General features: G+C 66.1%; 16 protein-coding genes and 1 tRNA gene. 7 read left to right on the top strand and 10 right to left on the bottom strand.

The window, feature by feature from the left end; genetic code table 11:
- Positions 1 to 72 precede the first annotated feature (72 nt).
- Positions 73 to 897, top strand: a complete 825-nt coding sequence (locus JKF87_RS04970; protein WP_307417467.1) for a DUF817 domain-containing protein — start codon at positions 73 to 75, stop codon at positions 895 to 897.
- On the opposite strand, the gene JKF87_RS04965 is transcribed toward JKF87_RS04970, so the two are convergent.
- Positions 869 to 1,531, bottom strand: coding sequence for a DedA family protein (locus tag JKF87_RS04965; RefSeq protein WP_201097872.1), 663 nt, complete (start codon positions 1,529 to 1,531; stop codon positions 869 to 871). The two genes, JKF87_RS04970 and JKF87_RS04965, sit on opposite strands and share 29 nt — an antisense overlap.
- A gap of 71 nt (positions 1,532 to 1,602) precedes the next feature.
- Positions 1,603 to 2,211: a nitroreductase family protein gene (locus tag JKF87_RS04960; protein ID WP_201097870.1), complete on the bottom strand. Its 609-nt coding sequence runs from the start codon at positions 2,209 to 2,211 to the stop codon at positions 1,603 to 1,605.
- Positions 2,212 to 2,256: 45 nt separating this feature from the next.
- Here JKF87_RS04960 and JKF87_RS04955 point away from each other — a divergent pair, with 45 nt between their 5' ends.
- Together JKF87_RS04955 and cysE are read left to right on the top strand one after the other, a co-directional pair.
- Positions 2,257 to 2,895, top strand: a complete 639-nt coding sequence (locus tag JKF87_RS04955; protein ID WP_201097868.1) for an NUDIX domain-containing protein — start codon at positions 2,257 to 2,259, stop codon at positions 2,893 to 2,895.
- A gap of 20 nt (positions 2,896 to 2,915) precedes the next feature.
- On the top strand, positions 2,916 to 3,737 hold the full coding sequence (cysE, locus tag JKF87_RS04950) for a serine O-acetyltransferase (RefSeq protein WP_201097866.1): 822 nt from the start codon (positions 2,916 to 2,918) through the stop codon (positions 3,735 to 3,737).
- Between the two features lie 7 nt (positions 3,738 to 3,744).
- Here the strand turns inward: cysE and JKF87_RS04945 are convergent, their stop codons facing one another.
- Positions 3,745 to 3,903, bottom strand: a complete 159-nt coding sequence (locus tag JKF87_RS04945) for a hypothetical protein (protein ID WP_201097864.1) — start codon at positions 3,901 to 3,903, stop codon at positions 3,745 to 3,747.
- A 253-nt stretch (positions 3,904 to 4,156) separates the two neighbouring features.
- On the opposite strand from JKF87_RS04945, the gene JKF87_RS04940 reads away from it, so the two are divergent.
- Both JKF87_RS04940 and JKF87_RS04935 read left to right on the top strand, forming a co-directional pair.
- On the top strand, positions 4,157 to 4,366 hold the full coding sequence (locus JKF87_RS04940) for a DUF3126 family protein (protein ID WP_017504669.1): 210 nt from the start codon (positions 4,157 to 4,159) through the stop codon (positions 4,364 to 4,366).
- Positions 4,367 to 4,613: 247 nt separating this feature from the next.
- Positions 4,614 to 7,106 carry a glycoside hydrolase family 3 protein gene (locus JKF87_RS04935; protein ID WP_201097863.1) on the top strand — a complete coding sequence of 831 codons (2,493 nt, stop codon included), beginning with the start codon at positions 4,614 to 4,616 and terminating at the stop codon, positions 7,104 to 7,106.
- Positions 7,107 to 7,257: 151 nt separating this feature from the next.
- Here the strand turns inward: JKF87_RS04935 and JKF87_RS04930 are convergent.
- From JKF87_RS04930 to JKF87_RS04900, 7 genes are all read right to left on the bottom strand, one after another.
- Positions 7,258 to 7,347 (bottom strand) — tRNA-Ser (locus JKF87_RS04930).
- Positions 7,348 to 7,433: 86 nt separating this feature from the next.
- Entirely contained in the window at positions 7,434 to 8,375 is a 942-nt protein-coding gene (locus JKF87_RS04925; protein ID WP_201097862.1) for an NUDIX hydrolase, read from the bottom strand.
- 3 nt (positions 8,376 to 8,378) lie between these two features.
- Complete coding sequence (locus JKF87_RS04920; RefSeq protein WP_370874291.1) at positions 8,379 to 9,020, bottom strand: YfbR-like 5'-deoxynucleotidase; 642 nt, start codon at positions 9,018 to 9,020, stop codon at positions 8,379 to 8,381.
- 90 nt (positions 9,021 to 9,110) lie between these two features.
- Positions 9,111 to 9,911 carry a methyltransferase type 11 gene (locus JKF87_RS04915; RefSeq protein WP_201097859.1) on the bottom strand — a complete coding sequence of 267 codons (801 nt, stop codon included), beginning with the start codon at positions 9,909 to 9,911 and terminating at the stop codon, positions 9,111 to 9,113.
- Between the two features lie 73 nt (positions 9,912 to 9,984).
- On the bottom strand, positions 9,985 to 10,845 hold the full coding sequence (locus JKF87_RS04910; RefSeq protein WP_201097858.1) for an AAA family ATPase: 861 nt from the start codon (positions 10,843 to 10,845) through the stop codon (positions 9,985 to 9,987).
- 62 nt (positions 10,846 to 10,907) lie between these two features.
- On the bottom strand, positions 10,908 to 11,102 hold the full coding sequence (locus tag JKF87_RS04905; protein WP_201097857.1) for a hypothetical protein: 195 nt from the start codon (positions 11,100 to 11,102) through the stop codon (positions 10,908 to 10,910).
- 25 nt (positions 11,103 to 11,127) lie between these two features.
- Positions 11,128 to 11,553 (bottom strand): hypothetical protein, encoded by a 426-nt coding sequence (locus JKF87_RS04900; protein WP_201097855.1) that lies wholly within the window; start codon positions 11,551 to 11,553, stop codon positions 11,128 to 11,130.
- A 158-nt stretch (positions 11,554 to 11,711) separates the two neighbouring features.
- Here JKF87_RS04900 and flbT point away from each other — a divergent pair, with 158 nt between their 5' ends.
- Together flbT and flaF are read left to right on the top strand one after the other, a co-directional pair.
- Positions 11,712 to 12,134 (top strand): flagellar biosynthesis repressor FlbT, encoded by a 423-nt coding sequence (gene flbT / locus JKF87_RS04895; RefSeq protein WP_201097853.1) that lies wholly within the window; start codon positions 11,712 to 11,714, stop codon positions 12,132 to 12,134.
- A complete protein-coding gene (flaF, locus tag JKF87_RS04890) occupies positions 12,094 to 12,456 on the top strand; it encodes a flagellar biosynthesis regulator FlaF (protein ID WP_201097843.1) in 363 nt (120 codons plus the stop codon). The genes flbT and flaF overlap by 41 nt, the downstream gene beginning before the upstream one ends.
- Positions 12,457 to 12,485: the final 29 nt, after the last annotated feature.

Genomic DNA, 12,485 nt, shown 5'->3' with positions numbered 1-12,485 from the left:
AAGCCTGCCTCGAGAGAAAGCGCGCGCAATCGGCTACCGCTCGAAACCTGGGGGCGCGACCTTCTTGAGCGGGTGCAGGCGCGCGCGGATCAGAGGACGTGGAGCCGGTACGGGCTGGAGTTCCTGTGGTTCGGGCTGAAGCAGGGGTGGGCCTGTCTGTTCGGCGGGCTGATGCTGGTGCTGATCATGGGCACCTGGCTGCTGTGGCCGGAGGGGGCGGTGGTGTCGCGCTATGACTTTCTGGTGGTCGGAGCCCTGGTCATTCAGGCGGCGATGCTGGCCTTCCGGCTGGAGAGTTGGGAGGAGGCGCGGGTCATCTTCCTGTTCCACATCGCCGGCACGATCATGGAGCTGTTCAAGACGGCGCATGGGTCGTGGGTCTATCCCGAGGATAGCCTGCTGAGGATCGGCGCCGTGCCGCTGTTTTCGGGCTTCATGTATGCGGCGGTCGGCAGCTACATCGCGCGGGTGCAGCGCATCTTCCATATCCGGGTCAGGCGCTATCCGCCGCTGTGGACGACCTGGGTGCTGGCGGCGGCCATTTACGTGAACTTCTTTGCGCACCACTGGCTGCCGGACGTGCGGCTGGGGCTGTTCGTGGCGACGGCGCTGCTGTTCGGGCGGGGCTGGTTCTATTTCACGGCGGACCGCAGGCGCAGGTCGATGCCGCTCCTGCTGGGCTATGGGCTGGTGGCCCTGTTCATCTGGTTCGCCGAGAACCTGGGCACCCTGGGCCGGGCCTGGACCTATCCGGGGCAGGCCGACGGCTGGGAGATGGTGTCCCTGGCCAAGCTGGGCAGCTGGTTCCTGCTGATGATCATTTCGGTGGTGCTGGTGTCGATCGTGCACCGACCGGAAGAGGAGGCGGTCAGCGGCTCTCCAGCGCCCCGCGCATGACGGCCGACTTGCGGCTCATGCGCGATTTCACCGCACGATAGACGATGGCGACCACCAGAATGGCCACGGCGATGGCGCCGATCAGCAGGGTGGGGCCGTGGGCTTCGCTGAGCAACTCCATCTTCGCCAGGCCCTGGGCCGCCAGATAGCCCGGCGCCAGCATGGCCAGAACCCAGACGATGCCCGAGGTCACATTGCCGAACTGGAACGACCGCTGGCGCATCCGCAGCATCCCCAGCGTCAGCGGCACGAAGGCGCGCAAGGGGCCGAAGAAACGGCCCACGAAGATCGACAGAACCCCGTAGCGGCGGCAGTACAGACGCGTCCAGGCGATGCGGCGGCGGTGCGGCTTGAACATCGGGCGCTGCAGGAAGCGGATGCCCAGGTGGCGGCCCGCCCAATAGCTGACGGCGTCGCCCAGCACGGCGCCGACGACGCAGCCGATGATGACATTGGCCGGGTCCAGAACCCCCGCCGCAATCAGACCGCCCGCCGCGACCAGCAGACCGGTCGCCGGCACGAAGGCGCCGATGACCGCCAGGGACTCTAGAAAGGTGATCAGGCCCAGGAGTACGCCGGCCCACATATGATTGCGGGCGATGAAGTCGCCCACGGCTTGCAACAGGGAATCCATACTGAGGCCTTGGGGGAGGAGGCGGCGGCGGTCGAGACTAAACCGACGTGAAGCGACTTTATGCCGCCGAGTTACGGCAAGCGTGTGACCTTCGTGGCGATTTCTGGGCGGGGACGCTCCAGAGGTGGTTCGGTCAGGGTTCCGATGTGGATGAAGCCGGCGACCTTTTCGCCGTCCTTGACGCCGAACAGGGCGGAGCCTTCAGCGTCATAGGCGTACCAGTCCGTGATCCAACTGGCCGAATAGCCGAAGCCGCTGGCGGCGTGTTCCAGGTTCATGCAGACGGCGCCCGCCGACAGCTCCTGCTCCCAGATCGGCTTGGCGTCGGGGATGGGGGTGGAGATGACCAGGATGGTGACCGGCGCCGTCGTCAGCTTGGCCAGCACGGCCTGATCCTTGGCGGGCTTGTTGCGGACCTCGGCCAGGACCGCCAGGCGTTCAGCGATTTCAGCACGCGTCTGCGGACCCAGAACCACGAACCGCCACGGGAACAGCTTGCCATGATCCGGCGTGCGGGCGCCCAGCAGCAGGATCTCGTCCAGTTCGGCGTCGGTCGGGCCGGGGGCGGTCAGGGACTGCGCCGGGGCCGAACGGCGCTGGGCCAGTCGCCGACGGAACTCAGGCGACGGGACGGGCAGGGGAACGGCGTCGTTCAGGGCGTAAACGGGCAACTGGGTCATGCCGCCTAGCTAGGCTTTTGACCCCCGATCCGCCATACCCGCAGCATGAACAATACGCCGAAACCCGTCGACGAACCGCAGTGGGCCAAGGGGCTGGTCAAGCCGCCTGCATGGCGTCGCGAGAGCGAGCGGACGGTGTTCGAGAACCCCTGGATGCGCCTGACCCAGCATCAGGTCGTGGCGCCGACGGGGCTGGCCAGCGACTATACGATCATGCAGCCCAAGAATGTCGCTACCGGGGTGCTGCCGATCCACGACGACGGCACGGTGGTTCTGGTCGGCCAGCAGAGGTTCGCCCTGGGCACATACTCCTGGGAAATACCCGAGGGCGGCGCGCCGGTGGGCGAGGATCCGTTCGACGGGGTGCGGCGGGAACTGGCCGAAGAGGCCGGGCTGGAGGCCGCCCACTGGGCGCCCGCCCTGACGATGGAGGTGTCGAACTCGGTCACGACCGAGATGGCCTACACCTGGCTGGCCTGGGGGCTTGGCCCCGTGCCGGTCGCGCCTGATCCCACCGAGGTCATCACCATCGTGCGTGTTCCATTTGCCGCGCTGCTGGAGGAAATCGGGCGGGGGACTGTGCGCGACGGCCTGACGGTGGCGACGGCTTACCGCGCCTACCATATGGCCCAGAACGGGGAACTGCCCGAAGCGCTGGCGCGCGCCCTGCTTGGGCGCGTATGATGACCCCGAAGGAGCCGATCATGGCCAAGCTGGAAATCGTCGCGGAAAACGACAGCGTGTGGCGCCAGTTGCGCGCCTCGGCCGAGGCTGCGTCGCGCGAAGAACCGCAGTTGGGTTCCCAGATGAACGCGGTCGTCCTGTCGCACGATGACCTGTCCGGCGCGCTGAGCTTCCAGATCGCGCGCAAGCTGGCCGATGGCGAAATGAGCGCCATGTCGGTGCGCGAAGTCTGCCTGTCTGCCTTCAAGGCTGATCCCAGCATTGTCGAGGCCGCCGAGGCCGATCTGCAGGCCGTCGCCGAGCGCGACCCGGCGATCCGCAACCTGTTGCAGCCCTTCCTTTATTTCAAAGGCTTCCAGGCGTTGCAGGGCTGGCGCGTGGCGCATTGGCTTTGGGGGCAGGGGCGCGAGACGCTGGCCTTCCACTTCCAGAGCCGCATCTCCGAACTGTTCCAGCTGGACATCCATCCGGCGGCGCGTCTGGGCAAGGGGCTGTTCCTGGACCACGGCACCGGCATCGTCATCGGCGAGACGGCGGTGGTCGGCGACGACGTCTCCATGCTGCACAATGTGACCCTGGGCGGCACCGGCGCCGAACGCGGCGACCGTCACCCCAAGATCGGCAATGGCGTCCTGCTGGGCGCGGGGGCCAAGGTGCTGGGCAATATCCACGTGGGCGATTTCGCCAAGGTGGCGTCCGGTTCGGTGGTGCTGAAGGACGTGCCGACGGGCTGCACCGTCGCAGGCGTTCCGGCCCGTCTGGTCAACTGCCCCACAGGCGCAGAACCCGCCCGGACGATGGACCACACCCTGGCCGAGGTCGTGTACGACTTCGTGATCTGAAGGCCGTTTATGGCTTCCTGCGGCTGAACGTCACGACGCCGAAGCCCAGCGCCAGGCCAACGATGATGCCGATGGCCATGTTGTGGATCAGGGCGCCGAAGATGATGCCCAGGCACAGGCCCAGCGGAAAGCCGATGGCGACCTTCACTCTCTCGTTTTTATTCATGTCGCGCTTCTCGAAAATCGACGGGTCTGTGGATCAGCAGATCGCAGACGCCTTGGTCAAGCGGATCGTGGCGAGAGTCGTGCAGTTGCGCCGTCCTGACCGTCTGGGCTTCGCCATTGCCATGGCGCCATTATAGGCGCTCTGTCGGCAGGGGATGGCATTCCAGGTGCTGCGGAAAAATTCATCTGCCAGTTCCCCTGAAGGCCCGACTTCTCTAGGGTCCGCCGCCAATCCAAGGACTATGAGGCCACCCGTGAAAGACACCGACCTGAAGCGCATCGAGGCCCACCTCAAGCGCACCTTCAACACCGGCGGCATCATTGTGAAGGCCCGTCCCAAGCAGAACGACTCGGCCGAAGTCTACGTCGGCGACGAGTTCATCGGCATCGTCTTCGAGGACGAGGACGAAGAAGGTTCGTTCATGTTCGAAATGGCGATCCTGGCTGAGGACCTGCCGGCCTAAGCCGCTCAAAAATCTGATGATCCTTCACCGTGCGTCAAATGGCGCGGTGAATGTTTGAGAACGTTCTCAAAAATCGCTTGACGATACCCCCGTTCGCCGCCCTTATCGTAAAGGTAAGGGCGGCGGATCGATCGCTCGGGAGCAGACGCGCCGCGTGGTCGGGCAGGGATGGGAGCATTCCGCCGCTGCGGGCCTGTGCCTTCCGACACAGTCCGCACGTCCTCGTTCTGAAACACGAGGAATATTCATGCGTCGCACAGCCGCTTCCCTGATTGCCCTGACGATCGCCCTGGGCGGCGCCTCTTCGGTGCTGGCCCAGACCATTCCGGTGCCCGAGGCCGCCCGCGCCAATCCCGCCATCTGGCCGCGCGCCGCCACGCCGGACGCCATCAGCGACGCCCAGACCGACGCCTTCGTCACCGACCTGATCCGGCGCATGACGCTGGAGGAGAAGGTGGGGCAGCTGATCCAGGCGGACATCTCCTCGATCACGCCGGAAGACCTGAAGACCTATCCGCTGGGCTCGATCCTGGCGGGCGGCAGCTCCGGCCCGTGGGGCGACGACAAGGCCGCGCCGCCGAAATGGCTGGAGCTGGCCCAGGCCTTCCGCGCCGCCAACGCCGCGCGCGGCGGCACGGTGATCCCGCTGATCTACGGCATCGACGCCGTTCACGGGCACAACAATGTGCCGGGCGCGACCATCTTCCCGCACAACATCGGCCTGGGCGCCGCGCGCGATCCTGACCTGATCCACCGCATCGGCGTGGCCACCGCGCTGGAAGTCGCCGTGACCGGCGCCGACTGGACGTTCGGCCCGACGCTGGCCGTGCCGCGCGACGACCGCTGGGGCCGCACCTATGAGGGCTATGCCGAGAACCCGGAGGTGCAGCGCGCCTATGCCGGGCCGATGACCCTGGGCCTGCAAGGTCCGCTGGTCGCCGGTCAGCCGCTGGCGCCCGGCCATATCGCGGGCTCGGCCAAACACTTCCTGGCTGACGGCGGGACCAACGGAGGAAAAGACCAGGGTGATTTCACCGGCACGGAGCAGGAGCTGATCGACATCCACCTGGGCGGCTATGTCCAGGCGATCGATGCGGGCGTTCTGTCCATCATGGCCAGCTTCTCCAGCTGGAACGGATACAAGCATTCGGGCAACGACACCCTGCTGCGCGACGTGCTGCACGGGCCGCTGGGCTTCAAGGGGTTCGTCGTCTCGGACTGGAACGCCCACGGCCAACTGCCGGGCTGCACCAACGAAAGCTGTGCGCTGGCGGTCAATGCGGGCATCGACATGCTGATGGCGCCCGACAGCTGGAAGCCGCTGTACGCCAGCACTCTGGCGCAGGCGCGCTCGGGCGAAATCCCCGCCGCCCGCATCGAAGACGCCGTGCGCCGCATCCTGACGGCCAAGGTCAAGGCCGGCCTGTTCAACGCCGAACGCCCCGTCGAAGGCCGGTTCGAAGAGCTGGCCTCGCCCGCCCACCGCGCCTTGGCGCGTGAAGCGGTGCGCAAGTCGCTGGTTCTGCTGAAGAATGAAGGCGTCCTGCCGATCCGCGCCAATGCACGGGTTCTGGTCGCCGGAACCGCCGCCGATGACATCGGCCAGGCCTCGGGCGGCTGGACCCTGAGCTGGCAGGGCACGGGCAACACCAACGCCGACTTCCCGCAGGGCCAGTCGATCTGGGCGGGTATCAATGAGGCCGTCAGCCAGTCGGGCGGTACTGCGGCCCTCAGCGCCGACGGATCGTTCACGACCAAGCCGGATGTGGCCATCGTCGTCTTCGGCGAGAGCCCCTATGCAGAGTTCCAGGGCGACGTCGACAATCTGGCCTATGTGCCGACCGCGCCGCTGGAGACGTTGAAGCGCCTGAAGGCGGCGGGCATTCCGACCGTCTCGGTCTTCCTGTCGGGCCGCCCGATGTGGACAAATCCTGAGATCAACCAGTCCGACGCCTTCGTCGCCGCCTGGCTGCCGGGCACGGAAGGGGCGGGGGTCGCCGACCTGCTGATCGGCGACCGTGCGGGCAAGCCCCGCCACGACTTCACCGGCAAGCTGTCATTCAGCTGGCCCAAGGACGCCAAGGGCGAGCCGTTGAATGTCGGCCAGCCCGGCTATGACCCGCAGTTCGCCTATGGCTATGGCCTCAGCTACGCCCATCCTGCGCGGGTCGGGCGTCTGTCCGAGGATAGCGGCGTCGCCGTCGCAGCGGCCAATCTGGACCGCTATTTCGTCGATGGCCGGTTCGTGTCGCCGTGGGGTCTGCTGCTGAACGATGCAGGCGGCCAGACGCGCCCCGGCACGGCCAAGTCCGCCTCCAGCCCGCGCAGCGGCGTCACCTCGCGCCCCATCGACGATCTGGCGCAGGAAAGCGGCCAGCAGTTCGCCTATGCCGGAACGGGTCCCGCCAGCGTCGAGATCTGGGGCACGCCGGTCGACCTGATCCGTCAGGCCAATGGCGCGGTGGCGCTCAGCTTCCGCTACCGCATCGACGCGGCGCCCAGTGATACGGTGCGTCTGTCGCTGGGCGGCGGGGCGGTCGATGTGACTAATCTGCTGAAGTTGGCCCCGGCCGCCCGCTGGCAGGTCGCGCGCATCCCGCTGACCTGCTTCCGCACCGACGGCGGCGACCTGTCCCGCGTCGAGGTGCCCTTCCATCTGGCCACGCCCGGCTCGCTGACCATCTCGGTCTCCGAGATCAAGCTGGACGCCAGCCAGACCGAGACCCGCTGCCCGACTTAAGCCGCAGCAGATTCTGACATGAGACGGGCCGCGCAGACGACTGCGCGGCCCGTTTTCATATGAAACAGCGCACGCTCAACCTTGCCTGCGACGCTGGGCGAGAGGCCGCGCGGACGGTGGTGCGGCGATCAGTTTTACGGGATTGGTTGAATGGCGGAGAGGGTGGGATTCGAACCCACGGTACCCTTCCAGGCACGCCGCATTTCGAGTGCGGTACATTCGACCACTCTGCCACCTCTCCGCGGTGTTCAAGTCGCTTGGTCGAGCGAGGGGCTTCTCTAATCGGAGCCGTGGCGTATCGCAACCCGTTCTTGAAAGAAATCCGAACTATCTTTGTGCGGGCAATGACAGGCCCGGCGCCGCGCCGGTTTGAGGGTCCACGCCCTTGAATCGAAACAGTTCGGCGGGGCGGCCGCCGGTGGCCGAAGTGACGTGTCCGGTCGGTTCGACCAGGCCCGTGCGCTCGACCCCGCGCCGGAAGTTCTGTTTGTGCAGGGTCAGGCCGGACACGGCCTCTGCGGCGGCCTGAAGCTCGGACAGGGTGAAGGCGCCGGGCGTCAGTTCGAACAGGACCGGGCGGTATTTCAGCTTGCTGCGCAGCCGTCCCAGGCCGGTGGCCAGGATGCGGCGGTGATCTGAGGTCATCGGGCGGCCTGCGGTGTCTGCGGGCGCCGCCGCGTCGCGGTCGCGGAAAGCCTCGGCGACCAGGCGCGCCTCGTAAAGCAGCTCATGGCGCTCCAGCACCCGCTCCTCGTTCCAGCGGTGTTCGGGCGTCAGGGCGAACAGGGCGCGGGCGCGGGCCAGGCGCTGGGCGTCGCCGGCGGCCCAGGCGGTCAGGCCCTCGCTGATGTAAGCGTTCAGGGCGGGATCGACGGCGCGACGGTCCTCCCACGGGAAGAAGTCGAACAGCGCGTCCCAACGCGAGTCGTGGGTCTGGCCCTCTGCGGCGTCGGGCGTCAGGGCCAGATAGCCGACTGAGACTTCGCGCTTCTGGTCCGGGCCGGGGGTGGCGCGGGGCGAGGCGCGGCCCGCGTCGCCGAAGGTGTAGAGCTGTTCGACGAACCCCAGCGGGAAACCCGTCTGGTCGGTCACAAAGTCCCTGAGGGCGCGCTCGAACGTGCGGTCGCGCGCCGGATCGAACGGGCCGAAGGGCAGGGCGCGGGCGCCATCTTCGCCCGCCGTGGTCAGGACGACGGCCCGGCGGTCCCTGAGCGTCATGACGACGACCGACAGGCCGATCCGCACGCCCTGTTCCGCCGAGCCCGCCATGATCTATTCCGTGTGCCAGGCGTCGTCGGCGGGGATCAGTCCGACCGCCTTGGCCAACACATTATAGCGCTCGAGATAGAGCGTCTGGGCCTGGGAGGCGGGCAGGGGCTTGATGGTCAGGCTGTAGCCTTCGGGCGGGGCGCCGAAAAAGCCGAGCGATTCCTTTTCGGTGAAGCCCGCCAACTGTGTGGCCTCGAAGAAGGCGCAGGCCTTGTCGGCCTTCTTGATCAGGGTCTTGATCGTCTGCGGCGTCTTGGGCGGCAGGCCGTAGCGAACGTGGATGGCCGCCTCAAGCCGCGCCTCGAAGTCCTTGTAACCCGAGCCCAGCGCCGCCTTGAACGGCGAGATCATGTCGCCGATCACATATTCAGAGGCGTCGTGCAGCAGGGCGGCGAGACGCCATTTCGGATCCAGGCCCGGCTTGATGTGGGCGGCGATCTCTTCGACCACGACGCTGTGCTGGGCGACCGAGAAGGCGTGTTCGCCGATGGTCTGTCCGTTCCACCGGGCGACGCGCGCCAGGCCGTGGGCGATGTCCTCGATCTCGATGTCGAAGGGCGAGGGGTCGAGCAGGTCCAGGCGACGGCCGGACAGCATCCGCTGCCAGGCGCGGGGTTCGTTTTTCTTCCTGGGGCGCTCGGCCAATGGTTCGATCCTGTTCGCTTTCGGGTCGGTCAGGTGACGCAAACAGGGGACAGGATCAAGGCAAGACGCCCTTTTGGAGTGGAAAACCCTCTATTCGCCGACGTTCTGGGTCACCAGATCCTTGGCGGCCTCGAACACGCCCTCGTCACGGGCCTTGGTGCGGACAGTGGCGATGACCAGAGGGCCGCCGGCGGGGCCGCGGGCCTCAAAGCCGACCCGGCGCCAGGGGCCGGTGTCCCCCGAGTCGTCGGCCAGAACGAAGGTCATGCGGGTGGCCTCGCCCGGCGCCTGGGTGCGGACCAGGGTCCGGTCGCCGTGGGCGTCGATGTCCACGATGGGGGCTTCGGCGCGTTTGCCCTGACCATCCTTGGCCGCGATGTTGATGCCGCCGATGCGGACCGTGGCGTTGTCGCCCTTGGTCTCGATGTGCAGTCCCGGCAGGCTGACGGTTGCGTCCTCGCCCTTGGCCTGAATGTTCACGCCCGGCGCCTGGACCGAAGCGTCGTTCGAGCCATTGTCGGCGACCCGGACGTTGGCGCGGGCGTTGGCGTTGGGGATGTCGGCCGACAGGCGGGTTTCGTAGTCGCGCAGCACCTCGGGCGCGGTTTTGCCGTCCAGACGCGCCAGGTACAGGACCACTTCAGCGCCGCGCGGCCCGCCATAGGTGCAAGAGCCGCCGCCGGGGTCGGCCGAGCCCTTGCGGGTCAGCACGCCGACCGCGTCCGGGCATTTCAGCGTATCGACCACCTTCAGCACGCCCTTGGCGTCCGAATTGGTGGTGGTCGCGGTGATGCGGATCGAGTTTTCACCGTCGCAGGCGGTCAGACCGGCCGCCAGCCCCAGGGTCATCAGGGCGGGGATCAGAAGACGAGTCGGTTTGGTGACGTCCATGGTTGCTATTTCGCGCTTGAACGACGTTCGATCCAGTGAAATCGCGGTAATGCCGGGGGCGGATTTGCGTGTTTCAGGCGCCGGGACGACCGCCTTCGCGACGGCCCAGGAAGGCCAGGCGCTCGAACAGATGGATGTCCTGTTCGTTCTTCAGCAGGGCGCCATGCAGGGGCGGGATCAGCTTGTTCGGCGTCTTTTCGCGCAGGGTCTCGGGGTCGATGTCTTCGACCAGCAGCAGCTTGAGCCAGTCCAGCAGTTCGGATGTGGACGGCTTTTTCTTCAGGCCCGGCGTGTCGCGGATTTCGTAGAAGGTCTTCAGCGCCTCCGACACCAGGCGCGGCTTGATGCCGGGGAAGTGGACGTCGACGATGGACGACAGGGTCTCGGCGTCGGGGAAGCGGATGTAGTGGAAGAAGCAGCGGCGCAGGAAGGCGTCGGGCAGCTCCTTTTCGTTGTTCGAGGTGATGATGACGATGGGGCGCACCTCGGCCCGGATCGTCTCGTCCGTCTCCTGAACATAGAACTCCATCCGGTCGAGTTCCTGCAGCAGGTCGTTGGGGAACTCGATGTCGGCCTTGTCGATCTCGTCGATCAGCAGCACGGGGCGAACGGGGGCGGTGAAGGCCTCCCACAGCTTGCCCTTTTTCAGATAGTTGCGGACGTCGTGGACCCGCTCGTCGCCCAGTTGGCTGTCGCGCAGGCGGCTGACGGCGTCATATTCGTACAGGCCGTTATGCGCCTTGGTTGTGGATTTGACGTGCCAGGTGATCAGGGGGGCGTCGAAGGCCTTGGCGATCTCATAGGCCAGGACCGTCTTGCCGGTGCCGGGCTCACCCTTGATCAGCAGCGGGCGTTCCAGCGCCACAGCGGCGTTGACCGCGACCTTCAGGTCATTGGTGGCGATATAGCGGTCGGTGCCTTCGAAACGGCTCATGCAAACCCACTCCGTCTGTTTCAGCGGAGTGGGTAGCGGATCAAAACGATCCTGAACAGCGATCAGGTGATCCGTTTGGCCGATACGGGGTCGCTGGCCGGGAAGGTTTCTTCGATGCCTTCGTCAAGAAGGGCCTCCTGGCGGCTTTCGCACTTGCGGGTTTCCTCGTTCAACTGGTCCGGTTTGCCGCCTTCATCCTTGGTGCGCGAGGCGTGGGGCGTGTCCTGGTTGGAGTCGCGTTTGGTGTGGGAATCCATGGTTCGTCTCCTTTTAGGTGGGTTGTTAGGGTGTTTCGTCGGGGCCGTAGCCCAGGTCCTCGATGTCGTCGTCCGACAGGCGTTTTGATTCCCAGTGGGCCGCGCTGGCCTGGGCGCCGCGCTCGTTCTCCATCAGGCCGGAATAGACCAGTTCGACCTCCTCCGGCCCGCGCAGGTCATTGCTGGCGGCGTCCGACTGGTTGCGGCGTTCGCCGTCCACGCCCAGCAGGGCGTCGGCCTCCGCCTCGATGCCGTCCAGAGCGAGCTGATCGTCCAGCTCGATATCGTCTTCGTCGAACGGTTCTTCGTCCGCGTCGCCGTCGGCCTGGGTCACGTCCAGAACCTGATCGGCCTCGTCCAGCAGGAAATCGCCGTCGCCTTCATCGTCCAGATGGGTCTCGTCGAAGGTCTCCGACTGTTCCTGATCGTCCTGATAGTCATTGTCCGACATGGCGTGTTCCTCTCCTGTTGAGGAAACGTGTCGTCCGCCCGCGGCGTTCCAGCGTAGCTGTTAGACAAGAGATGGTTAACCCTGTCTGTTTAAGGTGGATTCGTTCTGGCGGCCCTAAACCGGGGGCGACTTAAGCCAGGTCGTGAGGGCCGCCATCCATGGCTTTGAAACTATCTCTGAAGCCGGGCGAAAAGTTCGTGCTCAACGGCGCTGTCGTCCAGAACGGCGACCGGCGCGGCGTGCTGGTTCTGCAGAACAAAGCCAGCGTCCTGCGCGAGAAAGACATCATGCAGGTCGAGGACGTGAACACGCCCGGACGCCGCATATATTTCCCGATCATGATGATGTATCTGGATGAGGCGGGCGCCGCCAAATTCCACGATGAGCTGGCCCTGCGCCTGAGCGAATTCATGGGCGCCACGCGCAACACCGACATCCTGGCCGAATGCGTCTCGGTGTCGCGTCACGTGCTGGCGCGCGAATACTACAAGGCCCTGATGGCCGCCCGTAAGATCGTCGACTACGAAGAAAAGGTGTTGGATGTCGCTTCAAGCGTACACCGCAGCGGCGACCAGGGCTGAGACCCCTCGCGACCTGGAATACCGGCTGTTCGGCCAGGTGACGCGCGCGCTTGTTCATGCCGCCAGCGTCGATGCGACCGATATCGCGACGCGCATCGACGCCCTGGACTGGAACCGCCGCCTCTGGTCGGTGCTGGCCAACGACTGCAGCGACCCCGGCAATGTGCTGGGCAAATCCATGCGCGCCCAGATCATCTCGCTCAGCCTGTTCGTGAACCGCCATTCCTCGGCGGTGATGCGCGGGGAAGAGAGCTTTCAGGACCTGATCGACATCAACCGCATGATGATGCAGGGCCTGTCAGGATCTCAGCAGGCGGCGTGAGGCCGACGGGCGGCCGTTTCGATCTACGC

Source organism: Brevundimonas nasdae, from assembly GCF_016654005.1.
GTDB classification, from domain to species: domain Bacteria; phylum Pseudomonadota; class Alphaproteobacteria; order Caulobacterales; family Caulobacteraceae; genus Brevundimonas; species Brevundimonas nasdae.
The sequence above is the reverse complement of the archived record's forward strand: the minus strand, read 5'-3'. Positions and strand labels throughout refer to the sequence as shown.

Excerpts from the sequence above, each read along its gene's own strand:
- flaF (WP_201097843.1), top strand. The coding sequence starts at position 12,094 with ATGTCGCTTCAAGCGTACACCGCAGCGGCGACCAGGGCTGAGACCCCT.
- JKF87_RS04935 (WP_201097863.1), top strand. The coding sequence starts at position 4,614 with ATGCGTCGCACAGCCGCTTCCCTGATTGCCCTGACGATCGCCCTGGGC.
- JKF87_RS04910 (WP_201097858.1), bottom strand. The coding sequence starts at position 10,845 with ATGAGCCGTTTCGAAGGCACCGACCGCTATATCGCCACCAATGACCTG.
- JKF87_RS04900 (WP_201097855.1), bottom strand. The coding sequence starts at position 11,553 with ATGTCGGACAATGACTATCAGGACGATCAGGAACAGTCGGAGACCTTC.
- JKF87_RS04955 (WP_201097868.1), top strand. The coding sequence starts at position 2,257 with ATGAACAATACGCCGAAACCCGTCGACGAACCGCAGTGGGCCAAGGGG.
- JKF87_RS04925 (WP_201097862.1), bottom strand. The coding sequence starts at position 8,375 with ATGGCGGGCTCGGCGGAACAGGGCGTGCGGATCGGCCTGTCGGTCGTC.
- cysE (WP_201097866.1), top strand. The coding sequence starts at position 2,916 with ATGGCCAAGCTGGAAATCGTCGCGGAAAACGACAGCGTGTGGCGCCAG.
- JKF87_RS04905 (WP_201097857.1), bottom strand. The coding sequence starts at position 11,102 with ATGGATTCCCACACCAAACGCGACTCCAACCAGGACACGCCCCACGCC.
- flbT (WP_201097853.1), top strand. The coding sequence starts at position 11,712 with ATGGCTTTGAAACTATCTCTGAAGCCGGGCGAAAAGTTCGTGCTCAAC.
- JKF87_RS04945 (WP_201097864.1), bottom strand. The coding sequence starts at position 3,903 with ATGAATAAAAACGAGAGAGTGAAGGTCGCCATCGGCTTTCCGCTGGGC.
- JKF87_RS04960 (WP_201097870.1), bottom strand. The coding sequence starts at position 2,211 with ATGACCCAGTTGCCCGTTTACGCCCTGAACGACGCCGTTCCCCTGCCC.
- JKF87_RS04965 (WP_201097872.1), bottom strand. The coding sequence starts at position 1,531 with ATGGATTCCCTGTTGCAAGCCGTGGGCGACTTCATCGCCCGCAATCAT.
- JKF87_RS04915 (WP_201097859.1), bottom strand. The coding sequence starts at position 9,911 with ATGGACGTCACCAAACCGACTCGTCTTCTGATCCCCGCCCTGATGACC.